Source organism: Pseudalkalibacillus salsuginis, assembly GCF_021646685.1.
Taxonomy (GTDB): Bacteria; Bacillota; Bacilli; order Bacillales; family Fictibacillaceae; genus Pseudalkalibacillus; species Pseudalkalibacillus salsuginis.
Genome location: NZ_JAKJHW010000016.1, coordinates 1 through 26,564, shown reverse-complemented (window position 1 = coordinate 26,564; position 26,564 = coordinate 1). Strand labels below are relative to the sequence as shown.

25 protein-coding genes and 1 pseudogene are annotated in these 26,564 nt (G+C 41.4%); 3 read left to right on the top strand and 23 right to left on the bottom strand.

Going from position 1 to position 26,564, the window contains the following annotated elements; all coding sequences use genetic code 11:
- A partial coding sequence (locus tag L1611_RS20305; protein WP_236315524.1) for an IS110 family transposase occupies nt 1-579 on the top strand: 579 nt, incomplete at its 5' end.
- Nucleotides 580-658: 79 nt separating this feature from the next.
- Here L1611_RS20305 and L1611_RS20300 read toward each other — a convergent pair.
- The 8 genes and pseudogenes from L1611_RS20300 to L1611_RS20265 all read right to left on the bottom strand — a co-directional run bounded on the left by L1611_RS20300 (nt 659) and on the right by L1611_RS20265 (nt 8,669).
- Nucleotides 659-1,336, bottom strand: a complete 678-nt coding sequence (locus L1611_RS20300; protein ID WP_236315523.1) for an Ntn hydrolase family protein — start codon at nt 1,334-1,336, stop codon at nt 659-661.
- A gap of 106 nt (nt 1,337-1,442) precedes the next feature.
- Nucleotides 1,443-2,222 (bottom strand): peptide arginase family protein, encoded by a 780-nt coding sequence (locus tag L1611_RS20295; RefSeq protein ID WP_236315521.1) that lies wholly within the window; start codon nt 2,220-2,222, stop codon nt 1,443-1,445.
- 874 nt (nt 2,223-3,096) lie between these two features.
- Nucleotides 3,097-4,590 carry a Na+/H+ antiporter NhaC family protein gene (locus L1611_RS20290; RefSeq protein ID WP_236315519.1) on the bottom strand — a complete coding sequence of 498 codons (1,494 nt, stop codon included), beginning with the start codon at nt 4,588-4,590 and terminating at the stop codon, nt 3,097-3,099.
- Nucleotides 4,591-5,387: 797 nt separating this feature from the next.
- Nucleotides 5,388-5,738: an aldo-keto reductase family protein gene (locus L1611_RS20285; protein ID WP_236315517.1), complete on the bottom strand. Its 351-nt coding sequence runs from the start codon at nt 5,736-5,738 to the stop codon at nt 5,388-5,390.
- 592 nt (nt 5,739-6,330) lie between these two features.
- Nucleotides 6,331-7,179 carry an NmrA/HSCARG family protein gene (locus tag L1611_RS20280; RefSeq protein WP_236315515.1) on the bottom strand — a complete coding sequence of 283 codons (849 nt, stop codon included), beginning with the start codon at nt 7,177-7,179 and terminating at the stop codon, nt 6,331-6,333.
- A 181-nt stretch (nt 7,180-7,360) separates the two neighbouring features.
- Nucleotides 7,361-7,488 (bottom strand): annotated as a pseudogene (locus tag L1611_RS20275) (helix-turn-helix domain-containing protein); the annotation flags it as partial.
- A gap of 3 nt (nt 7,489-7,491) precedes the next feature.
- Nucleotides 7,492-8,400 carry a YhgE/Pip domain-containing protein gene (locus tag L1611_RS20270; protein ID WP_236315513.1) on the bottom strand — a complete coding sequence of 303 codons (909 nt, stop codon included), beginning with the start codon at nt 8,398-8,400 and terminating at the stop codon, nt 7,492-7,494.
- The gene (locus L1611_RS20265) at nt 8,397-8,669 is read right to left on the bottom strand and encodes a YhgE/Pip domain-containing protein (RefSeq protein WP_236315511.1); all 273 of its coding nucleotides are present in this window, start codon (nt 8,667-8,669) and stop codon (nt 8,397-8,399) included. The genes L1611_RS20270 and L1611_RS20265 overlap by 4 nt, the downstream gene beginning before the upstream one ends.
- A 170-nt stretch (nt 8,670-8,839) precedes the next feature.
- Here L1611_RS20265 and L1611_RS20260 point away from each other — a divergent pair, with 170 nt between their 5' ends.
- Entirely contained in the window at nt 8,840-9,445 is a 606-nt protein-coding gene (locus L1611_RS20260) for a TetR/AcrR family transcriptional regulator (RefSeq protein ID WP_236315510.1), read from the top strand.
- A gap of 140 nt (nt 9,446-9,585) precedes the next feature.
- Complete coding sequence (locus tag L1611_RS20255; RefSeq protein ID WP_236315509.1) at nt 9,586-9,753, top strand: hypothetical protein; 168 nt, start codon at nt 9,586-9,588, stop codon at nt 9,751-9,753.
- Nucleotides 9,754-10,260: 507 nt separating this feature from the next.
- On the opposite strand, the gene L1611_RS20245 is transcribed toward L1611_RS20255, so the two are convergent.
- From L1611_RS20245 to L1611_RS20175, 15 genes are all read right to left on the bottom strand, one after another.
- Entirely contained in the window at nt 10,261-10,413 is a 153-nt protein-coding gene (locus L1611_RS20245) for a hypothetical protein (RefSeq protein WP_236315507.1), read from the bottom strand.
- Nucleotides 10,376-10,726: a DinB family protein gene (locus L1611_RS20240; RefSeq protein WP_236315505.1), complete on the bottom strand. Its 351-nt coding sequence runs from the start codon at nt 10,724-10,726 to the stop codon at nt 10,376-10,378. Before L1611_RS20240 ends, L1611_RS20245 begins: the two co-directional genes overlap by 38 nt.
- A 182-nt stretch (nt 10,727-10,908) precedes the next feature.
- Complete coding sequence (locus L1611_RS20235; protein WP_236315503.1) at nt 10,909-12,312, bottom strand: purine-cytosine permease family protein; 1,404 nt, start codon at nt 12,310-12,312, stop codon at nt 10,909-10,911.
- Nucleotides 12,313-12,435: 123 nt separating this feature from the next.
- Entirely contained in the window at nt 12,436-13,407 is a 972-nt protein-coding gene (locus tag L1611_RS20230; RefSeq protein WP_236315526.1) for a 5-oxoprolinase subunit C family protein, read from the bottom strand.
- 9 nt (nt 13,408-13,416) lie between these two features.
- Nucleotides 13,417-14,301 carry a 5-oxoprolinase subunit B family protein gene (locus L1611_RS20225; RefSeq protein WP_236315501.1) on the bottom strand — a complete coding sequence of 295 codons (885 nt, stop codon included), beginning with the start codon at nt 14,299-14,301 and terminating at the stop codon, nt 13,417-13,419.
- A 4-nt stretch (nt 14,302-14,305) separates the two neighbouring features.
- Nucleotides 14,306-16,348, bottom strand: coding sequence for a sigma 54-interacting transcriptional regulator (locus L1611_RS20220; protein WP_236315499.1), 2,043 nt, complete (start codon nt 16,346-16,348; stop codon nt 14,306-14,308).
- A gap of 110 nt (nt 16,349-16,458) precedes the next feature.
- Nucleotides 16,459-17,223 (bottom strand): LamB/YcsF family protein, encoded by a 765-nt coding sequence (locus tag L1611_RS20215; protein WP_236315498.1) that lies wholly within the window; start codon nt 17,221-17,223, stop codon nt 16,459-16,461.
- A gap of 20 nt (nt 17,224-17,243) precedes the next feature.
- Nucleotides 17,244-18,596: an acetyl-CoA carboxylase biotin carboxylase subunit gene (locus L1611_RS20210; RefSeq protein WP_236315495.1), complete on the bottom strand. Its 1,353-nt coding sequence runs from the start codon at nt 18,594-18,596 to the stop codon at nt 17,244-17,246.
- Nucleotides 18,597-18,632: 36 nt separating this feature from the next.
- Nucleotides 18,633-18,881, bottom strand: coding sequence for an acetyl-CoA carboxylase (locus tag L1611_RS20205; protein WP_236315494.1), 249 nt, complete (start codon nt 18,879-18,881; stop codon nt 18,633-18,635).
- 4 nt (nt 18,882-18,885) lie between these two features.
- Nucleotides 18,886-19,875, bottom strand: coding sequence for a 5-oxoprolinase subunit C family protein (locus L1611_RS20200; RefSeq protein ID WP_236315492.1), 990 nt, complete (start codon nt 19,873-19,875; stop codon nt 18,886-18,888).
- Complete coding sequence (locus tag L1611_RS20195; protein WP_236315490.1) at nt 19,862-20,764, bottom strand: 5-oxoprolinase subunit B family protein; 903 nt, start codon at nt 20,762-20,764, stop codon at nt 19,862-19,864. The genes L1611_RS20200 and L1611_RS20195 overlap by 14 nt, the downstream gene beginning before the upstream one ends.
- Before the next feature lie 253 nt (nt 20,765-21,017).
- Entirely contained in the window at nt 21,018-22,454 is a 1,437-nt protein-coding gene (locus tag L1611_RS20190) for an aldehyde dehydrogenase family protein (protein ID WP_236315488.1), read from the bottom strand.
- A gap of 24 nt (nt 22,455-22,478) precedes the next feature.
- Complete coding sequence (gene gabT / locus L1611_RS20185) at nt 22,479-23,825, bottom strand: 4-aminobutyrate--2-oxoglutarate transaminase (RefSeq protein WP_236315486.1); 1,347 nt, start codon at nt 23,823-23,825, stop codon at nt 22,479-22,481.
- 503 nt (nt 23,826-24,328) lie between these two features.
- The gene (locus L1611_RS20180; protein WP_236315484.1) at nt 24,329-24,958 is read right to left on the bottom strand and encodes an OLD family protein; all 630 of its coding nucleotides are present in this window, start codon (nt 24,956-24,958) and stop codon (nt 24,329-24,331) included.
- Nucleotides 24,959-25,095: 137 nt separating this feature from the next.
- Nucleotides 25,096-26,244, bottom strand: a complete 1,149-nt coding sequence (locus L1611_RS20175) for an MFS transporter (protein WP_236315482.1) — start codon at nt 26,242-26,244, stop codon at nt 25,096-25,098.
- Nucleotides 26,245-26,564 lie beyond the last annotated feature (320 nt).

Below are 26,564 nucleotides of genomic sequence, written 5' to 3'. Positions count from 1 at the left end.
CAGTTCTTAGAAGACCGTGGTATCGTCTATTATTTGATCAATCCAGTACTCTCTCACGAAGCGAAAAAGATGAGCTTAAGGAAATTGAAAACGGACGCGATCGACGCTTTCCGATTGGGAGAACTTTATTACCAATATGATGACCTACAACCCTTTCAGAAGAAGACAGTCGAGCATATAAACTTACGGAATTTAACACGGCAACATGACTCACTGACTGAGAATTATGTACAAGTCAAACTCCAATTCCAGACGACGTTGGATCAAGTCTTTCCTGAGTTTAAGACGGTTTTCGGAGCTCTGTATTCGCCAACTTCATTATCGACCTTACTCCACTTTCAAACACCTCAAGGTGTGATGGCTGCAACTGTTGATGAAATAGCTGAAGTGATTTTTAAGCAAGGAGCTAAACGCTCTTACAAATGGTCTTTAGAGAAGGCTCATAGGCTTAAAGAGGCAGCAGAGAGAGATCCTTTTACACGTAATATATACACGAGTCATATTGTCAGTCTAAAGATGTACATTGTTTCACACCGTTTATCCTCCGTTTTTTCATTGACTCGTCATATTTACTTTTAAAAAATTATCTATCTTCAGAACCATCCTTAAACTAGAAAATTATAAGACTTTTATTTCAAAGGCTATTTTCTATGAAATGTTAATTTGATTTATTTTTAAAAGTAATAAATTCGCTGTTTTGAGACTTATCAATATTAAAAAGTTGATCCTGTTGGTTAACGAAAAAGTTAGCACTAGCTGGTTTTCCACCATTGGTGGTTAGATACACAACAAAAATATTTTTACCGATGGTTGGGATCGATAAGCGCTTATAGTAGTGATGTACATTCTTTGCAATTATTTCGTGAATACTATCTGAATTAATGTTTTTATTTAGACCCGCTATTAATTTTTTTATTTTAGTCTCAATGTTTTGCCGGATGAAAGGATTGGCTCCTATGGAAGTAAGGTAAGTTGCTTCAGTTAGGCACTCATAGTCATTAACCTGTGGGTCAATATGAAATAATTTAAATTTTTCGCTACTATTGTTATATTGGGCTAACATAATTGGTCCAACAGGGTGATAATTTACTTCTTTGTAAATCCCATTTACCTTCTTGTATAGTTCAAGAACATTTTTATTTATGGATTCAATTGAGCTTTTATTATACAAACAGTTACGTAAAATACGTGCAGCATAAAAGGTGCTTTCTGACCCTGCTGTTGCTAGATAACAGAAGGGTGCAATATTTACAATTTTTCTTTTTTGGTCACTAGTAATATTACCTTTTAAATCCGTTTCTCTGGTGTCGCTGATAATTAGAACACCTTTCGGCAATTATATCCCTACAATTAAAGTCAAAATAATCCCCTCCTACTTGTATATGTGGTTAAACCCTTTTTCATAATTCCCATTTCTTAAATTCCTTTACCCTCAATTAAATTTATAATTTATCCAGTTCTGCAACTTCCATAAACAGTTTTAATAAATATTCAGCAATGTCATCTCCGCCACAATAAACAGGGGATAATGCGACAGTTATTAAGTCCCATTTACATAAGTGGAGGAGAAATGATAGCTCAGTCTTAATTTCAGTTTCGGTTGCTAACTCAACGGAAAATGAATCTCCTGCTTTATTAAAATAATCCAGATCTATATCTAATATTCTACCTTTATTCTTTATTGTGTTTTTATACGTAGATAAATGTTTTTCTTCAAACTCCTCAAGAGAGAAAGATCGATAGACATTATTAAACTTTTCTTTTGGAATTAACTGTAGTATTTCATCTCTTGTTAAATCGGTACTTTCTTGTGAAGAATTAACTTTTTCCTCGCGCAATACCCATTTTGCTATATCCGGTAGGTTTTGAGGTGCTATAACAAACATAGAACCGAGGGTCCCTCTCGCGAAAGATGGCCAAATAAAGTTATCAATATAAATTTTATGAGTGTCTAATATTCCATTGTTTATCTCTTTTCGTGTCCGGGTTAATCTAAACAGTTCTTCCTTTGTACTTGCTGTTAAGACACCATCAACTAACAGGCCGTCTGGTACGTCATCTAAGTGATAATCAAAGTGTAATAAAACAGAATCCGGTAAAAGATTCCCTTTTAATCTTTCAATCTCCCAAGCAGCAAATGCCCAGGAATGATCTTTCATTATGTACATATTTTTCTCTGGAATCTGAACTTTCCAGTCAAGATCCTTATCAAAAATGTCCAATTCAAAACACTCCGATTCATAATATAGGGTTAAGTAAAATTATACCATATATTTATATTCGTTAAATTGGTATTTAACGCAAAGTTACAAGTATAATTTTAAAAAGGACAGAGTGCTTATCCCTGCCCCTTAGTACGTTGACCAAAAGTGTATACATATAGGAATCAAAACTGTATACATAACTCTTTTGGTTTAAATTCTTCCGTTAGATCTCTTCTAATACCATTTCGTTTGTGAACCAAAAGTACATACATAACCACCAGTAATGAAGGAAATGTGTATACATAATTTACAGGTTTGAAGTTAACTTCTTCACAACATTCCAAATGGAAAATATTATATATATATTTGTCTACCTTAAATTTGTATGATTTAACTAATCCCCCATGAAAGGAAATAATTATTTGGATCATACAAAGTTCCCTTGGTATGTAATTGAGTACTTTAAAGCGAAGGATTATCCTCTTCTACAAGGAAGATTTACTCTCGGAATTTGGAGGTCTTTTTTAATTGGTTGATTCAAGAGAAACATTGTGATTGTTATACAAATGATATTCCTTTATCTTTGTTAGACGCTTTAACAGTCTTAGATATTAAAAAATATAAACGGTATTTAGAAGTTTACTTTAGTGATAATTCCCATGCAAGAAGTGGATTGAGTGAAGCAAGTGTTGCACACAAATTACTCGTCATAAAGGCAAAAAACCAGAATTCCAATCTGCACAAGATTTGAGAAACAAAGTAATAATCTTTAAAGAAGAAAGTAATTTCAATATCATTTAGTTTTTTTGCAATTTTTATAAACTCATCAAACTTGTAATTAACCAATATATAAGAGGGTTCTTTTTAAGGCTTTTTCATATTGTAATCCGATCTATAAAAAGAAAGGTACCCCTAAAAATAAACCTGCGGAAATTACACCGGCTACAAGATTATAAGGTGTCATTGCTTTTACATATCCCATATGGTCAGCCTCTGCAATTCCCGCTGACATAGCAGTCATTCCTGAAACTGGTGAAGTGACATCCCCAAAGGTCCCTCCTGAAAGAACTGCAGCAACTGTGATCGGCATAGATCCCCCTGTAATCACTGCAAGCGGTATTGCGATAGGCATCATTAATGCCCATGATCCCCATGATGAACCAATAAAATAAGCGATAGCTCCTGTAACAATAAAGACAAGAACAGGAACAAATACAGGATTAAGAGATCCGCCTAAGGTTGTTTGAATCAATTTCGATATTCCTAGGTCCTGCGAGACGTCGGAAATCGGCCAGGCAACCGTAAGAATGGCAATTGTTACAATTAATTTGTTCCCACCTTTAAAAAATCCGTTCACCATTCTATTAAGTCCGAGACCTTGAAGAAGATAAAGTACCGCAGTTATGGCTGTTGTTGAAAACAACGCAATCAACATGGACCTTGATGGATCTTCACTATCCCACATTAAATAAAAACTTAACGGGATTAAGATGACTAAGGGAACAATGAGATTGAATATTCTAGGTTTAAGTACAGGATCTACATCATCATGATCGTGCTCCATCGACATCTCATGCTTATGCTCATGGCTTTTTTCCTTCATGGTTACACCAATTTGATCCTCACCCGTGTTTGCTTTATGGGTATTTTTATATTCTTCAGCAAATTCCATATCATGTGCCATTGACTGCTGTCCCATTTTCTCATTCGTTTCTTTTATTAAACTCTTCATACGACCGATATTAATAGCCGGTATCAAAGAAATAAGTGCTATCAATATCGATGTAAAACTGAAAAAGTGAAACGGAAGGGAATTGATGAACAGCTGCAATGACGTCCCTTCTACCCTAGCAACATCCATCCCCTTGGTTAACACCCCAAGGATATAACCGATAAACGTTGTAGCAAAAGGGATTAAAACAATAACCGGGCTAGCCGAATTATTAAGCATGTAAGCTAATCTTTCCTTGGAAACAGAGTATTTTTTCGCTAAAGGTTTTATAATGGATCCTCCTGCCACAACACGGAATCCACAATCGATAAACGTGATTGGAAGCAGCACCCATAGTGCAATCAACGTTTTTCTGGCACTAGTGATATACTTGTCTGCCAATTGAGTGAAGGCTTGTATGCCTCCTGAAAGCTGAATCAAAGCAACTAAACCACTGAATATGTATAAAAAAAGAAGTACATTAAGATTACCTGAATCCGATAATACCCCAACGATATAATCAATCGTCTTGCCGATCGAACCAAATAAAGATTGTGTTAATAACAAACTTCCCAGCCAGAGCCCGATCAACAAAGATGGAATAACTTGTTTTGTCCACATTGCTAAAATAATAGCTGCTAAAGGCGGAAGAAGTGATAACCAAAATTCACTCATTTTTATACCATTCCTTTCGTAATTCCTATTCTTAAGTATGTACGTATATTAAATAAATAATATAATCAATCATTTTTTTAAAGATTACATTACTGATGTCTAGGACACACACACCTTGTTAATAATACCAAAGACCTTTTAGGGTTTTTAAATACAATTTGGTTAAAAATATTAAAAATTAACCAAGGTGCCTGAACCGCCATGTGCAGCCAGCTAAGATGGCGGTCATTCCTACTTTCATACTAGTAATAGGAAGTATGAATTGCATAACTATTAACGGAACATATAATTATGAGCTAACCGTTGTTATTGAACAAAAATTAATACAGTATTTGATAAAATCAAGTAATTTACAGCTCTGAAAACCAAGTTGAAAATGTTGCTCTTTTTTAAAAAACGATTTTGATCTTCATTTTCTTCTTAATGTTTTTTTGTAGTAAGAAAATTACTTTTTACCCCAAAAACGATTAAATTTATTAAAGATATTGACAATATAAAAAAACCACCACTCAGACTTTAAGAATAAAGATTATGGTTCTTAAAATTGGTGTGAGGTTATTTAGGTTTTGTAATTAAGGGGGTTATTAATTAATGGATTGGAATTCTTTATGGACTGGTCGGACTAAATTAAATCCGTTGGAGATTTTCTTAAGAGTCTCTATCCTTTACTTCTGCATTTTGGTTATGACCCGTCTAATGGGCCCTCGCCAAGTGGGAATTGTCTCGGCATTTAATTTTATCACCCACGAAATTTTTTTATCCGTAAGTTATGTATATAACTTTGATTCAATTTAACACTATGTATCCACTTTTGCTTCACAAAAAAAATGAACCAAGGTTGTATACATTAATTGAAACTCACGCTTAATTATGCCTTGGTCTTTTATAAACTTATTTAAAACAAAACCAACATCTCTTTCAGATCTCATTCCTCGATAATTGAGAGCTGTATCTACGAAGTTAATACCATTCAGAAAACAATATTCAATTGCTTCACGATAGAGATTAGAAACCTCATCGGTCATATCCCCTAAGTGTGTTCCTAAGGCAATGGGTGAGGTCTGGAACCATGGTGTTTTTCGATTAGGAAAGTCAAACTTACTTAAGTATTGACACGTGTGATTATAAGTTGCATAACCTTTAATCATAATTCCCCCTCCAATTCTGACCTCAGCATACAGGATAAATTATCCAAATATAAGTCTGAACTTTTATCTTTTTCTATGGTATAGTAAAGGTATAAGATAAAGAGAGAACCAAGATCCTAGGACCTTGGTTCTTTTCTTTTGAAGCCTTACTATCTTATAAATTAATCCACCCTTTTATAAAGCAAATACTCCTTCTTAAAGAATTGCCCCCTGCGTAATCCAATAATGCCCCTCGAGATAGGCTTTCCCAAGGGGCGATAGAAGTTCTTCCAACCTTCGTACCGTTTTCGAAACGGTTGAATGGTCAACACCCCATGTCCGACTGACCATCCTGATCCCACAATTACATAATTAGAATTTCTTGGCCTGCGAACAATCCTCTCTTACGAAGCATTTGTCCAGCCAATGCGTGGTGGGAACGTACCAAAGCAAAATGGCAACACTAACCGGATACTGATCTGCCGCACTCAATTCCTTATTTTCTTTGTTATCTGATGCATTTCTTGTCTGTTCATAAGATACCCTTACCTTTTCTGTTGCTTAATAAAATCACACAACTATCGATTCATTATACATTAGCACCTTTTTCTTCTTAAACAAATGGATCCCATCCCGAATTTTTAACCCAGGTTGATAAATCAAGCAAATCGGGATGAACTTTACGTAGGGAAGGAATGTCAGCTTGATACCCATCCGTTTCTAACCATTTAAACATTTTATTTTTCTGAAATTGATCCCTGGCAGACTCCAAAACTTCACATGGTGTATTAAATACTTGACTAAACACTTTTGCCACTTCTGAAAGCGTCACTTCATCCCCGGCAATTTCAATGGCCATTCCCTTGTATTTTTCCGGGTTGTTAAAGGCAATTGCAGCAAACGCCCCAATATCTTGCACCGCGATGATTTGTAATTTCGTATTCACATCCATAAATCCCTGTATCATCAATTTTTGTTCATGAACTTGACTAAATCCTATAAAGTTTTCCATGAAACCAGTTGGACGGAGAATCGTAAAAGGTAAACCAATAGCACGTACATATTTCTCAACTTGCCACTTTGTTTCAAAATGGGGAACCCCACTATCTCTTTCAGCGCCGCCGGCCGAGCCGTATACAAAATGTGAGACGCCGACCTGTTTGGCAACATCCGCTACTCTTTTCCCTTGTTGGATCTCTTTTTCGAAATCCTTTGAATACAAAGGTTGAACACTATAAACACCGTAAACTCCGCGCATAGCGTCCAAGAGAGATTGCTGATTATCCATGTTCGCTTGAACGACTGTGGCGCCTTTTTTTTGCAGTTCTTGTGCAGCCGGTTGATCCGGGTGCCGCGAAACCGCGCGCACGGACCACCCATCAGCTAACAACTTCCTGGCAACTGCGCCTCCCTGTTTTCCCGTGGCACCCAACACTAAAATGGTTTTGTCTGAATTTTTCATGAAGAAATCCTCCTTCTATTTTGTATCCCAGCCTTATTGTTCCTTTTTATGAAAATGATCTGTGGTCGAATTTTACCTCCCTCCTAAAACTTAGGAGTTCAAGGGCAAGTTTTGTTATTAATTTATTAATCCCTACTAAGAGATCTTCAACAATCTGGCACTTTAACGGAATAAGGAATGATTATCTGTTCCCTTCCGATAGTTTTCTATATAATGAGGCTCTTGACACATTTGTAATTTCGCAAATTTGATTTACAGTCATACCCCTCCTTCTTTATATAGCTTTACTGCATAATTCATTCCTGCGTTTCTTTAATCGGCCTCTCTAGCAGGTTCTTTTACTTTCGGTTGTTCTAACTTTTTAGCAGTAGGTTTCAAAACGGACAAGCTCATTACGAGCAGGCTGATGAGACCGGTATAGCCTAATATGCCAATGCCGTCGTTCAAAGGGTTTTTATCGAAGAACAGGATATCTTTGAACGCCTCTACGCTGAACCGGAATGGAATCCAATCATACAGCCAGCTCTTTGTGATGTCTGGCAACATTTCAGGCGGTAGGGTCAAGACCGGCATCGAGAAGAAGAACAAGAGTATGAAAATCGGCGCTGCTGCATATCCAATCCAGTTCAAGAACGCTCCCTGAATGAAATAGAACATGAGACCGACGTAAAGCATTAGGATCAACATGCCGCCTTTGTCAGGGATCGCGACCTCCAGCACGTTGTTCGCCAACCAGAATACGAGACCCGTAATTCCGCTCACGAAAATGAATACGCCAAGCAGTTGACTGACAAGAGACGTCCATCGTAAGCCGATCTTTTTAACCACTGTATAAAGGATCATGGAACTGATGAACGTTGTCAGCCATATAATCTGGGTGAATACGGCTTGCGCGTTACCGTTTGCGGTATAACTTGGGACAGGGTTCAGTTTCTCCGTTTTTACAGAGATGGGTTGTGCGAGCTGCTGGGCTTGCTCTACACTTAACGGCATCTGACGCTCCGACACTTGCGTATATAAATTGGTTTGGACTTGTTGGTTCAACTTTGAGATGATTCCATTAGCCACTTGCTCTCCGATTGTGGCAGCTGGTTTGTTCAACCCCTCATTGATCAGAATCTCGACTTCAGCATTTTGCGGACTTGGACCTAATAGAGTAGGAATCTTTTGAGATAGATCGTTCGGAATGACGATAGACGCATAGAAGTTCTTGTCATTCATTCATTGATTGCTTTTTCGCGACTTTCCAGAATGGTCCATTCCACACTCTCATTGTCATTCTGCTTGATTTGCTCTTCTAACATTTCACCGAAGTTCAACTGCTCTCCTGTTGGGAGTGTCACACCTTCATCTTCCACGACGAGTGCTAACGGCATGTCTTTTGGTGTTGGATTGACGGTGGAACCCATGAATGAAAATGTAAAAATGGTGACAGCAATCAGGATTCCAGCGAACCCGCCCCAGAATAGCTTCTGCTTAAAGAAATTCATCCTATACACCCCCCTTAATAGACAAGTTTTTGATTAATTAACACTATGTTGTTTACAATGCCATTATAGAAGAATACAAGAAACATACAATAACCAATGTTTTACGATGTGTATGATAAACGACACCTGATTTAAATTTGTTGTGTATTTAATAAAAGAGGGATGAAAAAATGGCTAAGAAAACAGACCTACGAGTAAAAAGGACGAGGAAACTCATTAACGAAGCATTCTTGAAGTTTATCCAAGAGAAGGGCTTTGACACAATGACCATTCAAGACATCGCAGATGAAGCGTTAATCAACCGCGCAACTTTCTATCTTCACTATGATGACAAGTATGACCTTCTGGAAAAAATGAGTTCTGATGTCATCCAGGAATTGATCAGCGTCATCAATCCGCCTTTCGACCAGGCAGATCAAGAAGTGAACATTGAGAGGTTAAAAGGCAGTGTCACCAATGTTTACCAATGTATACAAAAACATCAGATGTTCTATCAAGTCATGTTCGGTAAAAATGGAATCACTGGTTTCAGGAACAATTTAGAAGAAGTGATTCGTGATAAGTTCGACAGGCACATAAAAGAAGTCGTGAAGGATCCAACCCAATTCCAAATCCCGAAAGATCTCCTTCTCCATTTCATCAGCGCTGCCTTCGTAGCTGTCATCCAATGGTGGTTAAACCAAGAGGAGAAGCCTACACCTGAAGAGATGGCCAACCAGCTCTCCAAACTCATCACCCAAGGACCAATACAAACTGCCGGCTTCAAAATCGAATGATAGTATTTTTAAGAAAGAGTCAGGTATCGTTTCAGAAGCATTGATAATCGTACAATCCTAAAAGGTGCCTAACACTTTCGCTGTTATGGTAAAATGAGGTAAAAGATGGGAAATGGGGTAAAATGATGGAGGTCTTCAAGGTGAAAGTGCTCGAATATCGTGGTAGCTCTTATCAGATTCGAGCAGGGGAAGCAAATAGAAACAAAGAGGCTGCTTTGGATGATGGAAAGTATACAGAAACCAATCGATGTGACCGAAACGACGGCGGTGTCCAAAAGTTTTGCTCCACATTACTGGGATGGGATTGACTGGAGACCTTACATCGTTTGGAAAAATCATTTTCATATTGATCATGTTTATAGGTAAACTTGGTCCGTTGACATTAGCATTTTCATTAGCTAAACAGAAAACGGGGAAAATATTAGATATCCAAGAGGAGATATACTAGCGGGTTAATAAGTAGGGCTTGCTGAGTAAAAAGAAATTTAGATGTAACAAGGGTTCTGAATGCTGAATCTTGAAGTCATGTGCAAGGATATCTGAACGGATTGTATAAAAACCGTGCACATGGAGGGTACTTTAATGTATAAATCGAATGAACACCAACTTGTTTTACCTCATGAGTTTTTCTTGCCATTTGACGGAACATTAAACCCCAAAAATTGTTGGGAATACAGCAACGGAAAAATAATTATTCTAGGGCGGACATCTTATAGATTTTCGTCTTTAATTATGTTTTGTTTACCTTTTTCTTTTATCTTCATCGTAATCTCTTAAAAAAGGGCACACTTACAGAATTTTTGTATAACAGTTTTCTATGCTGCAGTCACGCTTTCCACCAAGGAATCAAGTTGGCCAGTAACACCGTCTGAAGCAACGCTTCCAAGCAAAAATGATGTTTTATCTTCTATCGATAAAGCCTCTGCAATTTTATTCCGCAGCAGCTTCAGCAGCAATCGTGTATCCATGTATATTTTCCTCTAGAGGTTGGTTAAGATCCTCTGGTGACATTTTATTAACACGGGTTAACTGGTCTTTAAGAGTTGCAACAAGCTGTGATAAAAGTGGTACCTCTCCATCCCATTTCGAGGGATTGGTACCAGGGCTGAAAAATCCATTGTATCGTAATGGGATTTGTACAGGATTGCAAGGGAGCTCGAACATAAAATATTCTGTTTCCGTGATAATATGACCAATGTGCCATCTGATTGTATTGTTGAATCCATCTGGTTGAATATCCACAACTTCTTCTGAGAGATCTTCTACTGCTTGATCATCCACTTTCTAATTCTATTAAATTGATCTAAAACTAGATTTGACATGGCTTTCGCTCCTCTATAGGATATTTACCTCAATAATAATTGCTCCTGGAAGTCATCAATCCCTTTTACAAATTACCTCCAACGTAAAGAAAACCGAGTCCCTCCTAATTGATTAGGAAGGATTCGGTTGTATATATGAATTTAAGCAATGTGTTCATCTTTCGGAACGTTGTCTTTATCTGTTTTCACATAGTACTTTCCTTTTGAGGCAACGGCAAGGACGATCGTAAATAGGAATGATAGGATCGCCGCAAAGAAGGCTGCGGTGTTTTGAAGGAAGGTTCCCATTACCCCGAATGCTGCCATCGTTCCAATGGTGCTCGAGACGATCAATGAAACGACACCGACCGGGTTCCATTTATACAATTTTTCCTGTTCATATTCGAAGTGCATTGGACCGATTCTTAAAGCTCGTTTCACGACGAAGGCATCCGCAATGATTGTGGCGGCCCAGGCGAATAAGAAGACGCCCTGGAAGGTTAGCAGCGGCCCGAGATAGTCGAGTGCGCCAGCGAGCATCGCGATGACAGCAGTGACCGCAGTGAATACGACCCAGAATGTACGGCCTGGAGTGAACTTGAATACATTTTCAAAAAAGTTTGATAGAGATAGTGATCCGCTGTATAGATTGGTGATATTGATTCTGATCTGAGTCAATATTGTGAACAATGCCCCGAAGATACCGATGATATGCACGAAGTACACACCAGGGTTGTCTTCCATGAAACGAACACCGAACCAGATTCCGATCAGACCCATGATGAAGAAACAAACCAATTGCGGGATGAATCCGACAGCGAACACACCTAATTTGAATTGTTCAGGTTTGATGAATCGCGCATAATCCGAGATCAATAATGCCATGATACCGACAAGACCATTGATGATTCCGATACACGTAAGTAAAGCTGTACCGCCGACTTGTGCGCCTTCCGGCAAGTAGGACCATACATCACCGGCATACGTCGGTGCCATATTGGCTGCAGTGATCATTCCAGCACCTAATAATATGATGAAGATCGGCAGCGACCATTTTTGTAGCTTGTCCAATTGTTTCATGCCGAACCAGTTGAACGGGATGACGGCCAGTCCGAAGAAGACCATCAAGATCCAGATCGGAATGACTTGTACATATTCATAGACGGCATAGGCCATGATCGAACCTTCGATTGCACAGTACATGATGAAGTTAATTGCATAGATGAACGAAGTAATCGAAGCACCAATATAGCCGAATCCTCCTCCTCTGGCGAGCAGGTTTACATTCATCCCATGCTTTGCGGCAAGATAGGCGATCCCGATACCCAGGACACCTGCGATGACAGTTGCATAGATTTCAGCAATCAATGCATTCATAGCTCCATAGGATACCGCCATCAAACTCCCCATCTGCATGAAGACCATTGCTGTCGCAACACCGAGTGCTACGTTTGTGATGCTCCACCATCCCATCCGATAATGTTTTGGAACTTTCTCAAGTGCATAATCCTCTTTCTTTTCTTCCTTAGAATTTTGGCTTACCTGAGGATTTAATTTTTCTGCCATTGTGTTTCTCCTCCTGTCGTAAAATTTATAATATTCAGACTTTTTTATTGCACGAATCTTTCGTTATTTTTATTTTAAAACCTTAGCGGAGGCAGAATCCCATGTTGAATAGGATTCTCCCGCTTATTGCAATTGTTCGACCAAGTCATTCAACTGTTTCTTTTGCTCTAAACGGAGCTGCGTTGCCTGTTGGACGGTAACAGCATGGAAACGGACGGATGATCCTGGCCTCGCCTGTGCAAGGAAGCTTAAATCCGGACTGATGACGGTACCCGCCATGACGAACCCTCCTCCCACTGTTGCGTCATTCAACAAGACGATGACTTCTTCTGTATTCGGTACGAGGATCGCTCCGATTGGATAAGCGAAGTCGACCACGCCTCCTGCGCTGTTCCCGGAACCGAATGGCGGTTCATAATCTTTGTACGGAATCGTTTCCCCGTCGAACCGATAGGCGACCCGATTGGATTCAAGGTTCACCTCCCATTCGTTATTCAAAAACTTCGTAATGCCTTCGTCACTGATTTCATTACCCGAAATACCCATTACAGCATGGACATCGACTTTTTTAGAAAAACGTGGGATATAAGGGGCCTCGACGCTTTTCCCGACTCGATTGAAGGCACCTGGTAATGGTTCACTGATCGGGATGGCATCACCTTTTTCCAGCTTCCGGCTTAAAAATCCACCGAAATCGCCTAATGTATAGGTCGAGCGGCTTCCTAAAATTTCAGGAACTGTGATACCGCCAGACACACACATGTACGTGAAAACACCTACCGCTTTTGTCGAATAGGAAATGGATAATGCATCGCCTTTTTTAACCTTGAAGACTTCCCACATCGCCATCTGTTTTCCATTCAGTGTCACATTTGCCGGAGCCCCGGTAACCACAATGACCGTGCTTTTCTCGAAAACCACAGTCGGCCCCGTTAATGTGATTTCCAAACCGGCACTGAAAGGCGGATTACCCAATAAGAGATTGCCGATCTGAAACGACAGCTTGTCCGCCGCTCCACAAGGAGGCACACCGAGATGATAATAGCCGTTCCTGCCGCCATCTTGAATTGTCGCTATGAATCCAGGCTCGATCACGTTAATCAATTAAAAGTCCTCCATTAACTCGGAAAGGTACTTCTCTTCCTTCCGGATATATTCCTCAGCTGAAAAGTGGACATCTTTCATTTTATAGCGGTATGTGCCATCTTCTACTTCTTTCGTAATGGAACGGTATTCGCTTTCATCAATCGTCCGGTACTTCCACAGGTCGCCTGGACTCGCGAGGAAGATCGAATCCTTGAATGCCTCTAATCGCTGTTGGTGCTCATAAACCGGTACCGCTGACATCCCGATCAACTGGTAGCTTCCCGGAGATTGCGTCGGATAGATCACCGAAAACGCACCGCCGATTCCGATCGCAAGCTTTGGTGTTTGCGTTCTTGGACTCGTGTATTTGGGTGCACGGATGATTTCTTCTCGCGGTATGCCGAGCGGGTATGTCCATGCTGTGCCGGGCGTGAATCCGAGCATCGTGATCAGATGCGGGACTTTGGAATGCGCATCGATGAACCGGTCTTTATCCTTGAATCCGTTCAGCTTCATCACGAAATCGAAGTTCGACTCGGTAATCTCTTTATTCCGTTCGTTAAAACGGATCGAGTACTCTTTGGTGACCGGATCATCATACCAGATCGGGATCTCGACGATCTTGCATTTCATGTTCAACTCGGATTCATCGCTTTTCGTGATATCGATTTCCTTCAAATAGTCTAATAAGCTGAATGGCGACAACGCCTCGGGATCATATCGGACAAGATAAGAGGCATTTGCGGGATAGATTTCGATGATCCCCGGAATGTTCCGCCGACGTAATTCATTGGTGATCGCGATCGCTTTGAAGTTGCTTTCTGCGCTCATGTCATTTGTAATCTGGGCGAAGATATACTCGTCTCCGCAAAAATCGAACCGTGTCTCCGGTAATGAAAGCATGCCCTCACTCTCCCTTTTTCAAGAGGCTATTCATTCTCCGGCTGATGGTCGCCGGGCTGACCTGCAGGGCTTTCGCCGCTTCGGCTGCTGTACCGTATTTCTGCAATGCCAATGAAACCAACTGTTCTTCTAAATCCTTTACGGCATCCTTCAATGGGAAAACCTCCGAGACGAAAATCTGGGAATCACGGTCTGCGGTCGCTTTGTCATATAAAATCTTCAGCACATTTTCTTGTTCGATCACCGGATTTGTCGTCGTGACGGCGAGCCTTTCGATGACGTTTTGCAATTCACGGACATTCCCCGGCCAACTGTAGCTTTCCAGCAGCAGCAATGCTTCCCTTGACAGGCTCTTTTCCTTTTTATACGTGGTGTTGATTTCATTCATGAAATGCAGGGACAGCGAGACGATATCTTCTTTCCGTTTCCGCAGCGGCGGGATCTGGATCGGGATAACATTGATTCTGTAATAAAGGTCTTCTCTGAACTTCTTTTCCTGGACCATCTTCTTGATGTCACGGTTGGTCGTCGCGATGACCCGGACATCGATCTTGATGGTCTTGACGCCGCCTACCCTGACAATCTCAAGCTCCTGAAGGGCACGCAGCAATTTCACTTGCATGTTCAATGGAAGTTCGGTGATTTCATCCAGGAATAGCGTCCCTTTATCCGCTAGCTCGAACAGCCCTTTCTTTGTCGAAACGGCCCCTGTGAAGGCTCCTTTTTCATACCCGAACATTTCGCTTTCGAGCAGGTTTTCCGGGATCGCCCCGCAATTCATACTGACGATCGGGTGATCCTTCCGTTTGCTATGGCTGTGGATATATTGGGCAAAGACCTCTTTTCCGACACCGGACTCACCGTATAGAAGCACAGTTGAATCAACCTCTGCGATCTGTTTCATTTCATTCACGAGATCCGAGATCACTTTTGATTTGTAGATCAGCTTTTGTTTTGGTTCGTCACCATTTTTAAGGTCATCTCTATGTTCAGGAGTCCTTTTTCCATCGAGCTTGTCCTTGGATGAAATGTCCCGTGAAATGACGACGATCTTCTTGATTTTCTCCCCGTCGAACACTGGGGTTGCTGTCGACCAGACTTTGTTTCCATCCTTCGATTCTTGGACAAGCGAAAGCTTTCTTTTTTCAGTCAAGCACTGATCGAATATATTTGGCCGGAAGACGCCTTTCTCCTCCAGCTTATAGACATTGGAGCCGATGATCGTGTCTTTATCCAGCTCTCCCCAGAACGCTTCTAGAAAAGTTCCTGATATTCGCTGGATGTCACCTTTTCCATTTACGACCAAGATCTGCTCGTTGGATGCAGAATAAATTGCTTTCAAATCTTCGTTTAGTTCTCTTACAAACTCCAATTCTTTCGCGGTTTCTTCAAAACGCTTCTGCAGGTGGAAGATATGGACGATGCCGATGACCTTCCCGTTTTCGTAGATTGGAGACAGATGCCCCGTCATATTTTTAAAATTGAAGGAAGTCGTCACATTCATGAGCTGGGCACCTTCCAAAACCCGGCTGATGTCCTGATCGATGCGGATCAACTGCCGGTAATGCCGATCGACCAGGAAGGCTCTCGAAATACCGAGAATCTCTTCAGCTGTTACATTCATGAAGGTCACTTTATAATCCGTATCCATCGTCACGATTCCGATTTCGGCGCTATCAATGCTTTTGTTGATCTGTTCGAATTTCATTCCGTTCACTTTATGAAGCACATCGGTCTGTGTGATATAACCGATGAAACCGTCCGTCACAGCCAGATAGACTGAACAATTGAAGTAATACTCGATAGGGGCTTGATATGGAATGATCAGAATATCGTCTTTGTATTCGATGGGGGTTTCAAGATCCTTGGAATGGCGGATCTGGTTAAGAAGAACGTCTTTATTGACGTACCCCAATACTTGATCACCATCAAATACAAACGCGATGTCACTGTTGTTTTCAGTAAAAAGGTCCAACACTTCAGCTATTGTTTGATCGATTGTAAGTTTTAGAGAAACAGGTTTAAGGACATCTTTCCATAAAATCAAATTCAAGCCCCCCTCGAAGGCGTTAATCGAAATAATTGATATGCCAGCAAACGGCATTTGCTTTGCTGCTTGTTATAGGGGCATTATAGCAGAAAAGCCTTACTGTCAGGTTAGATGATGTTTCGGACATCGGTGATTTCGACATCATTCCTCTCCAATGCGTCGCGGATCGCTTTTGCCAGTTTCGGAGCACCCGGTGTATCGCCATGGATGCAGACCGTTTCCGCCTTCACATCTGCTGTTTCATTGAGGTGTGTTTCGACTTTCCCGTCTTTCACCATGCGGACAACCCGTTCTGCCATCTGATCATAATCCGTAATGGTCGATCCTTTTCGGGTGATTACGATCGAACCGGTGTCCGTGTGTTCACGGTCCGAGTAGACTTCCTTTGCAACGCGGATCCCCATCTTCCTACCGGCTTCGACGGCTGCTGAATTGTTCAATGCATAGACGATAATCTCAGGATCTACCTTCGCTAATCCTTCGAGAATCGCTTTGGCGATGCCCTCATCCTCCATCGCCATCATGAACAGTGCACCATGCGGCTTACAATGCTGGATATCGGCATCATATAACTTCGCAAATTCCCTTAATGCACCGAGCTGATAAAGGACATAATCCCGAATCTCACTTGCTGTCGCAGTCATGTGTCTCCGCCCGAATCCGATCAGATCCGGGAAACCTGGGTGAGCTCCGATTTGAACCCCATGTTCTTTTGCCAGCATCACGGTCTTACGGATCGTATGAGGATCACCTGCGTGATAGCCGCAGGCAATATTGGCTGATGTAATGTAGCGCATCATTTCCTCATCGTTGCCCATTTCGTATAACCCATAGCTTTCTCCCATGTCACAATTCAAATCTACTTTATACACAGTTCCGCCTCCCCATCTCTTTATGCTTTCTGTTTGGCTGCTCTATTTTCTACAAACTTGGTTGTGAAGTTACCATTCTTGAAATCTTCATCGATGACGATGTCTTCTAATAGCTCCAGATTTGTCGTGATCCCTTCGACTTTCAATCCACGCAATGCGTTATCCATCTTTTCAATTACAGCGTTGCGGTTGACATCCAACGCAATGATTTTCCCGATCATCGGATCATAGAACGGTGATACAGTGCTACCTTCTTCCACTGCAAAGTCCAGTCTGACGCCGTCGGTTGGGACATCCAGTTTTTGAATCGTCCCAGGTGAAGGGAAGAACGTGTTCGGGTCTTCCGCATATAAGCGGACCTCAATCGAGTGCCCTGACTTCTGGATATCCTTTTGTGTTAGACCGAGCTTCTCACCTGACGCGATCTTAAGCTGTAATTCTACCAGGTCCAATCCTGTGATTTCTTCTGTAACGGGATGTTCAACTTGCAGCCTCGTATTCATTTCTAAAAAGTAATAGTTTTGATGCTCGTCGAAAATGAACTCCATCGTCCCGACATTGGTATAATTGATGTTGCAGACACCTCGAACCGCCGTTTCACAAAGGTCTTTCCGCACCTTTTCATCCAGGAACGGTGACGGACTCTCTTCGACGATCTTTTGGTTCCTGCGCTGGATCGAGCATTCCCTTTCGAATAAATGAACGGCATTCCCATGCTCGTCACAGGCTACCTGCACCTCGATATGGCGCGGGTTTTCGATCCACTTTTCAAGGAATACCGTTCTATCCCCGAAGAATGAATCCGCTTTTTGTTTTGTGGAAGAAAAGACTTTCTCCAGTTCTTCGGCATTTCGCACGAGTTCCATGCCGATACCGCCGCCTCCAGCACTCGCTTTCAGCATCAATGGATAGGTGAGTTCATCAGCGATTCGCAGAGCCTCTTCGACTGTTTCGATGTTTCCGCTCCAACCAGGTACGACTGGAACGCCCGCTTTTTCCATCTGCTTTCGTGCTTCGATTTTACTCCCCATCAGACTGATCACTTCAGGTGTCGGGCCGATGAAGGTGATCCCTTCTTCTGTACAGCGTCTAGCAAAGCCTTCATTTTCAGATAGGAATCCATACCCTGGATGGATCGCATCCGCATTGGTTTCTTTCGCCGCCTGGAGCACCTTGTCCACCTGAAGATAACTCTGCTTCGCTTGTGAGGGCCCGATATGAACCGCCTCATCAGCTTCTTTTACAAAAGGTGCCTCTTGATCAGCATCTGAATAGACTGCTACGGTTTGGATCCCCAGCTTCTTGCATGTACGCATGATCCGTCTAGCAATTTCCCCACGGTTTGCAATTAATACTTTATTGAAATATGTCATAACGATCCTCTCCCTTAAACACGGTTGTCTGTTTCTTTATTTTGGCTCGATGATCGCGACTTTTTGTCCTGCTTCAATGATTGCTTCATTTTCAACAGAAAACGAGACGACTACACCACTTTCGGTTGACGTGACTTCATGGAAGTTCTTCATCACTTCCACCAGACCGATGACGTCTCCCTCTTTCACTTCATCGCCTTCGTTCACGTATACATCTTTATCTGGACTTTCTCTTCTGTAAAACACTCCTGGAATTGGTGATACAACTGGGATTTTCTCTGCCATTTTCTCATCCTCCAATAGATACTGTTTTAATGGTTTCTTTGACCTTGTCCAATTTCCCATTCAATTCTTTTCGAGCTTCTATCGCTTCATCAAGTGAGACCTCGATGAATTTCACTTTGTCATTGGACTTAATTTGACCCATTTTGAACAAATCAATACTGATGATTGTCGCGATCGTCGCATATCCTCCACCTGTCACAGCATCATTCAACAGAGCGATCGGTTCGATTCCAGCTGGTATTTGGATGGATCCAATCGGATAGCCTAGATCCGTTACATTCGAAGGGTCACTTCCAGCACCAAATGGCTGTTCACGTTCAACAAATTCGAGTGGTTCGCCTTTGAAGCGATATCCTACCCGGTTCGCATCAGGCGTGACGGTCCATTCAATGTCAAAGAACTTCTTTTTGCTTTCCTCCGTCAACCTGTAACTGCACAACCCCATGATCACCCTGATTTCATGACGGTTGCCGTATTTCGGAATCAGTTCTTCTGATAGAGTGATTTCTGTGCTTGCTGGAGGATTGCTAGCTTCACCGGTTTTAAGCAGATCGCCTTTTTGAAGAGCACGTCCTTCAAAACCTCCGATACCGCATAATGTGTAGGTTGAGCGAGATCCCATTTTGATTGGGACATCGATTCCACCAGCGACAGCGATATACACTCTGGTTCCGCTTTTCACAAAATTAAACGAAAGGACATCTCCTTTTTCCACATGCACAGGTTTCCAAAGTCCGAACGGTTCACCATTCAATTTTGGAGGGATTTCCCCGCCTGTGACTGCGATCGTCGTTTCACAGTCGAATTCCAGCGTTGGTCCGAGATACGTCGCTTCGAGTACGGCAGCGTTTTCATCATTTCCCACCAAAAGGTTAGCGACAATGAATGAATACTTGTCCATCGCACCTGATGGAGGCATACCGAAGCTGTAATATCCGTTTCGTCCATTATCTTGAACGGTCGTCATAAGTCCTGGCTCTTTAACGTTGATCATCGTATAACCTCCTCATCACCTTGCTTGCGAATTCTTCCGGATTTTTCATAACATCTTTTGGTGTGAACGACATTTCTCTCGTACGGTAACGGAACGCCCCTTCTTCAACTTCTTTCCTGATCCTCTCGTACTCGTCCATCGAGATGCTTCGATATCTTAAAATGTCACTCTGTCTGAAATACACCATTGATTCTTTGAAATCTTCAAGCTTCTGTTCTACATCTAAAATTGGCGCAGCTGCTGTCCCATACAGTTGATAGCCTCCTGCCCCCTGGACCGGGTAGATGACGGCAAATGCTCCGCCGAATCCAAATGCCCGTTCTGGCGTGAAGGTTCTTGGTCTCACATATTTTGGGACCTCGATCTGCTTTTCTTGTGAAGTCAATTGGAACGAAAAAGGTAAACCTGGCACGAAACCGACCATGGAAACGAGAAACGGAAAATCGTTGATGTTCTGGATCAGCTCTTCCTTCGATTCGAAATCATTGATCCTTGCTGAATATTCCAGGTCTGTTGAATCTGGATCCTGGTGGTTAACCCGGAATTTCATCAACGCTTCATACGTCCATGGATCCTCGAACAAGATCGGCACATCCACAAGTCTCGAGTGAATCGTCGTCTCTTCGTAATCGGTTAAGGACGCTTCAATTTCTTTCAGTACTGAAATCAACTCATCCGGATGCAATACCTCAGGATCGACTCGAATCATATACGAGGCATTTCCTGGACAAATATCGATGATGCCTTCTCTATTTTGTTCTGCAAGTTTATTCGTGATTGCCATTCCTTTGAACATTGCCTCTAATGTCATGGACTCTGACAGCTCTACGAAAACAAATTCATCTCCGCCATATTCATATCTAGTTTGTGTCTTTGTTTCTGCTGACATCTTGTTCACCTCTTTTAATTGGAATTTTCACACGATTAAAATGCAAGTATCATGCCAAAAAATTCAGAAATCATTCTTAACCCTTTATTGGCAGAGATTAGAGAATTTTTTTATAAAGGTATATCTGCATGACTCTTTAACACGTTATCGATTAAAGTCTTAATCTTTCATTTTTGAAATTAATTCTTTCGATTTTGAAATTATGACATGTGCAAAAAAGCCGCACTCCGAAGAGAACGACTTTTATCGATGATCAATTTTTATTTATGATGACGAGTTTCATTTCTGATAACTCATCGATTGCATATTTCAATCCTTCACGACCAGTACCGCTTTCCTTGATTCCGCCATACGGCATATGATCGACACGGAATGTCGGGATATCATTTATCAGAACGCCGCCAACCTCAAGCTCATCCACGGCATCCAGACCGACGCCGATATCGTTCGTATAAACCCCTGCCTGCAGTCCGTATTTCGAATCATTCATATAAGCAACCGCTTCTTTCACAGATGAAACTTTGTTGATCATCACAATCGGTGCAAAGACCTCCTGACAGGAGACTTTCGTATTTGGATCGACATTAACGAGTACAGTAGGTGAAAGGATATGGCCATGGATACTGTACCCGGAAGCAAGTCCGGCACCCGCTTTGATTGCCTCCTCAATCCAGTCTACGCTTCGGGTGACGTCATCTTTAGAAATCATCGCTGAAATATCGGTGTCTTCATCATGAGGATCACCCAGTCGGAGTTGTTGTGTTTCCGCTGTAAACTTCTTGATGAACTCCTCATAAATGTTTTCATGCACATAGATCCGCTGTAAAGAAATGCAGACCTGTCCCTGGAAGGCAAACGCACCCTGTACGGCTCTTTTGACGACTTTATCCACATCGACGCCCTGATCGACGATAACCCCGGAGTTAGAACCGAGTTCAAGTGTCACTTTTTTAAGCTCTGCATTCCGCCTGATAAGCTTACCGACTTCCGGACTGCCCGTGAACGTGACCGCTTTGATCCGAGGATCCTTCACGAGCGCATCCCCGACCGTTTCACCTTTCCCAGTGACCACGTTCAAACCACCAGCTGGCATCCCGGCATCTTCTGCAATTTCAGCGAGAAAGTAAGCCGATAACGGTGTCTGTTCAGCCGGCTTGAGAATGACGGGATTGCCGGCAGCGATGGATGGACCGACTTTATGGGCGACCAGATTCATCGGAAAATTGAAAGGAGTAATTGCTGCAACAATCCCGACTGGTTCCCTGATTGTATATGCGATCCGGTTTTCCCCGCCTGGTGCTGCATCGAGCGGTATCGTCTCTCCGCCGATCCGTTTCGCTTCCTCTGCTGCGAATTTATATGTTTGAACAGTCCTTGCAACTTCTCCTCTTGCAAATTTGATCGGTTTTGCAGCTTCGGAGGCGATGATTTTCGCTGCTTCTTCACTCCGCTCGTCAAGTATGCGGGCAATTTTTTCAAGGATTGCCGCACGCTTATGAGCCGGCATTTTTCTCAAAATCAGGCGTGCCTTTTCCGCCGCTTCCACCGCTTGATCGACATCCGCTCTAGACGCTTCTGCCACTTCTGCAATCTTCATTTGATTATAGGGTGAATAGAGAGGGACGTAGTCATTGGTCGCAACGTGTCCCCCTCCGATATATAAGTCTTTTTTCACTAATGTTGTATTCATCACTTCAGGCCACCACCTTTTTACTTAAGTTAAATCATGAATGACTTCTTCAATTACATCTAGTGCTTCGGTCAGCTGATCATCGGTGATCACAAGCGGGCTCAGGGTACGGATGACATTGCCGTATAACCCTGCCCCTAGAAGGATGACACCTCTGCGATTGCATTCTGCGACGATTTTACCAGTGAGTTCTTTATCGGGCTCCATCGTATTTTGACCCTTGACGATTTCCATCGCACACATCGCCCCGACACCTCGTACATCTCCAATGTTGCCATACGTTTCCTGCAGGCTCTGAAAGCGCTCTGTAATCATGTCTCCGATGTGATTCGCCCTTTCAACCAAGCCATCTTCCTGTAAGGACTTGATTACCTCTAAAGCCGCCACACATCCTAAAGGACTTCCACCATACGTGCCTCCGATTTCACCCGGATTTGGCGCATCCATCACTTCTGCTCTCCCGGTAACAGCGCTGATCGGCATTCCGGCTGCGATCGATTTTGACATGGTTATCAAATCAGGATCGATATCAAAGTGTTCAGAGGCGAACATCTTCCCAATTCTTCCGAAGCCTGTCTGTACTTCGTCGGCGATGAACAGGATTCCATGCTCCCTGCAAATCTCCCGTACTTTTTGCACAAAGTTCTTGGATGGTTCGATAAATCCGCCTTCCCCCTGGATTGGTTCCATGATGAATGCCGCAATGTCTTCTGGCGGCACTTCACCTAAGAAAAAGTCGTTGATCTGATTCAAATACAGCTCATCTAACTCTTCATCCATCATACCTTGAGGCTTGCGGTAATAATAAGGATGGCGAAGCTTGTACGTATCCGTAGCGAATGGACCGAAGCCGTTTTTGTATGGTTTCACTTTGCTGGTCAGTGACATTGTCAACAAGGTCCGGCCGTGGTAGCCTCGATCGAACGACACGATCGCACGCCTTCCCGTATATTTACGGGCGATTTTCACCGCGTTTTCGACGGCTTCAGCACCTGAATTCAGGAAAAAGGTTTTCTTTGCGTGGTTTCCTGGTGTGATTTCATTTAGTTTTTCCGCAAGCTCGATATAAGGCTCGTACATCATAACGTGAAAACATGGATGGATATATTTTTCGACTTGTTCCTGGATCGCTTTTACGACATTTGGCGGACAATGACCGGCATTCAACGACCCAATCGCTCCGGCCAAATCGATCAACGTGTTGCCATCGATATCAGTGATCATTGCACCTTCCGCCTGCTTTATAAAAGCAGGAGATGTGTTGAACGGCCCCCGAGGAACATTTTCTTCTTTCCTCTTTATCAATTCTTGGGATTTGGGCCCAGGTAAAGGTGTCTTCAAGTTGATATACTTTTTTGTTGCCGCTTTCATAAATGCATCACTCCTTCTCTGTTTACCCAAAACAAATGCAAGAAGTGTGCCAAAACTTTAAAAATTAACAGGTGAAGGGAAGTTATTAAAAATTCTCAGGTGAGGATTGACTAGGAGACGTTAGGAGGAAATTAGCGGACACAGGGATGCTTACTTTACCTTTGTCGCAGATTGCAGAACATATATCCTCTAAATATCAGATAGACCAATAAAATGGGGACTGTCCAAAAACAAACTACCAAAAGAAAAATTCAGAGCTGAAATCAATAAACTCTGAACCTTTCTCTTGATATTTCAGTATGAGCTTTATTTTCCTTAGGGTTATTCACTCAAAAACGTCTTAAGTGGTTTCCAGTAATTTTCATAATAATATCAAGGAAATGAACAAATTAAGATAAGAAAACCCTTTAAATTCACCTGTAATTATACCTATTACTGAAATAACTACCACCAATGTTTCATTTATCGGACCAACCCTTGATTTTGTAGTGTATTTGACACTATTATTTAGAATTCCACTTTCTGATATTTTCTATTAAAATATCCACATTTTTCTTTAAGTCCAATGAAGACTCTAATTCTTCTTTAATGAAATATTGAGATATATCTTTAGCGAATTTGACTTTATTCCTTAAAAACCTCTTCCCTTCTCCCTCATTGATTGAATCTAAAAAGTTATCAATCAGTTCATATTTACCAAATTGCCTATCAATCTCTTTTTCATAAAAACTTTCTATGGTTGTTTTGGGTAAATAATTTTCTATTTCTTTTCCTTTTGTTATCCAACAAAATGAATTCACTTCATTAAACTCTTGCTTAATTCTTTTTTTTGTATCATTTATTGGTTGGTTAATATATCGTTTATCGCTATCTATTATTATAGCTGCATTTCTATTTGTAAGAAGCAAGTTTATTAAGCTTGAATTATTACCAGTAGGTCCTTGAAACTCGAGATGTGAGAGTAACCTTCCTCCATAGAATACAATTTGATAATCAAAACCTTCTTTGATTTCACCTTCACTAAAAATTTCAATCCACTTATTTAAATAAACTCGATCAGACAGCCCTTCAACCCATATTACTCCATTTGCTTGCAATATATCGCTTGCTCTTACGTCAAGATCATCCAACATAAGCCGGAGCCTCTTGGCGAGCAGGAATCCGGCTTTTTTATTAAAAAAGTGGCTTCCGCATTTTGTTGGCGGTCCCCTTGAAGAATCAAATAAAAAAAGTCAGTTCCCTTTGAAAACGTACAGGGAATTTGACTTTTTTAGTTTGAAGTTGCGCTTTGTAGCTTTTGGGTACTAAGCACAAAACTTACGATTGCTGCAACGCTACAAACATATGGAAGTAAAGAATATCCCCAAATAGATATGACAAAACCTCCAATCATTGAACCAATGGTAATACCAATATACAGAGCCGTATTATTCCATGCCATAACAATTCCTCGTTCTTTTGGATATTCCACAGCTAATCGTGCTTGGTATGATGTAAATCCTGCATACCCAACTAAAGCCCAAATAAAAAGGAAGAAATAAACCCAATCACCAGATGAGAAGAATATCCCTAAACAAATGAGTATTAGAATTAAGAAAATTAGCGTAGCCTTCGAAATTTTCATTTCTCCGAATTTATCTGTTAATCGCCCACTTGTAAGGCTCCCTAAAACAGCACCGACACCATAAAAAGTAATAGCTAATGCGATTTCTGATGATGAGAAATTATTTTCGGAGTAAAGAGCTGCACCTAAATAAACATAAAGGGTATACATTGAAATCGCCCAGATGATAGTAACACTTACAGAACAAAGTATTCTTAGCAGATTTCCTTCTAATAGGTTTCTTGTTAAATCATTTTTAGGAATATATTCCCATGTTTTAAAATTCACTACCGCCAATATGGCTCCTATGATTGCCATTACAACAAATACTGAGCGCCATCCAAGAAAATGCTCTAATAACGTACCGAATGGCGCTCCTGCCCAAAGAGCCGTCAAGTGTCCTGATACAACAATTGAAAGCCATGTTCCTCTTCGATTGGGTGGGGCGATATCTCCAATGATTGCGTATATCAAAGGAGTGATTGAAGCAACGGATAAACCAGCTAAAATACGGCTAACAATCATCCATAAAAATGAAGGAGAAAATGCAGTTAGCGTATTAGAAATAGCGAACAGCAATAAGCCAAATGTAATCAATGTTCTCCGTCCTTTTTTATCTGAAAGCCAACCGAAGAAAGGAGCCGAAAAAGCATATGTAACTGCAAAAACAGTTACCATCCATCCAGTGGTCGATGCACTAACTTTATATGCTTCCGAAATAAACGGTAATAATGGGGATACCACAAATAAATCAGTACCCATTAGAAACAAAGTTATCCAACCAACGCTTAAACTTATCCTCCCTTGCAACTTCATATAATCCCCCACATAAAAAATATTTTTACATGTATATTCTCTAGGGGGCATTAAAAGGACTTTATGTAAGTTTTAAAGGTTTTTTATTATTTTGTTCGTTTCACTTTCTAATAATTCCTTCTCTTCTCTTATTCAAGAATATGGACCTTATGTGGATTAAATATAGGAACCTCTTATTCCAGATAACTGCCCTTTCGTATTATAAGGTCAGCCAGTCATTCCTGGTTGACCTATTTAATTTAGGTTATTCTTTAGGTAGCCGGGGTAGGACGTAACTGCCCGTGGGACTTGATCCCGACCAGAATATTGTCCACCCCCTA

Coding starts and splice junctions, on each gene's coding strand:
- L1611_RS20290 (WP_236315519.1), bottom strand. CDS start 4,590: ATGAGTGAATTTTGGTTATCACTTCTTCCGCCTTTAGCAGCTATTATT.
- L1611_RS20285 (WP_236315517.1), bottom strand. CDS start 5,738: ATGATTAAAGGTTATGCAACTTATAATCACACGTGTCAATACTTAAGT.
- L1611_RS20280 (WP_236315515.1), bottom strand. CDS start 7,179: ATGAAAAATTCAGACAAAACCATTTTAGTGTTGGGTGCCACGGGAAAA.
- L1611_RS20270 (WP_236315513.1), bottom strand. CDS start 8,400: ATGAATGACAAGAACTTCTATGCGTCTATCGTCATTCCGAACGATCTA.
- L1611_RS20265 (WP_236315511.1), bottom strand. CDS start 8,669: ATGAATTTCTTTAAGCAGAAGCTATTCTGGGGCGGGTTCGCTGGAATC.
- L1611_RS20260 (WP_236315510.1), top strand. CDS start 8,840: ATGGCTAAGAAAACAGACCTACGAGTAAAAAGGACGAGGAAACTCATT.
- L1611_RS20245 (WP_236315507.1), bottom strand. CDS start 10,413: ATGGATACACGATTGCTGCTGAAGCTGCTGCGGAATAAAATTGCAGAG.
- L1611_RS20235 (WP_236315503.1), bottom strand. CDS start 12,312: ATGGCAGAAAAATTAAATCCTCAGGTAAGCCAAAATTCTAAGGAAGAA.
- L1611_RS20225 (WP_236315501.1), bottom strand. CDS start 14,301: ATGCTTTCATTACCGGAGACACGGTTCGATTTTTGCGGAGACGAGTAT.
- L1611_RS20210 (WP_236315495.1), bottom strand. CDS start 18,596: ATGACATATTTCAATAAAGTATTAATTGCAAACCGTGGGGAAATTGCT.
- L1611_RS20205 (WP_236315494.1), bottom strand. CDS start 18,881: ATGGCAGAGAAAATCCCAGTTGTATCACCAATTCCAGGAGTGTTTTAC.
- L1611_RS20200 (WP_236315492.1), bottom strand. CDS start 19,875: ATGATCAACGTTAAAGAGCCAGGACTTATGACGACCGTTCAAGATAAT.
- L1611_RS20195 (WP_236315490.1), bottom strand. CDS start 20,764: ATGTCAGCAGAAACAAAGACACAAACTAGATATGAATATGGCGGAGAT.
- L1611_RS20190 (WP_236315488.1), bottom strand. CDS start 22,454: ATGAATACAACATTAGTGAAAAAAGACTTATATATCGGAGGGGGACAC.
- gabT (WP_236315486.1), bottom strand. CDS start 23,825: ATGAAAGCGGCAACAAAAAAGTATATCAACTTGAAGACACCTTTACCT.
- L1611_RS20180 (WP_236315484.1), bottom strand. CDS start 24,958: ATGTTGGATGATCTTGACGTAAGAGCAAGCGATATATTGCAAGCAAAT.
- L1611_RS20175 (WP_236315482.1), bottom strand. CDS start 26,244: ATGAAGTTGCAAGGGAGGATAAGTTTAAGCGTTGGTTGGATAACTTTG.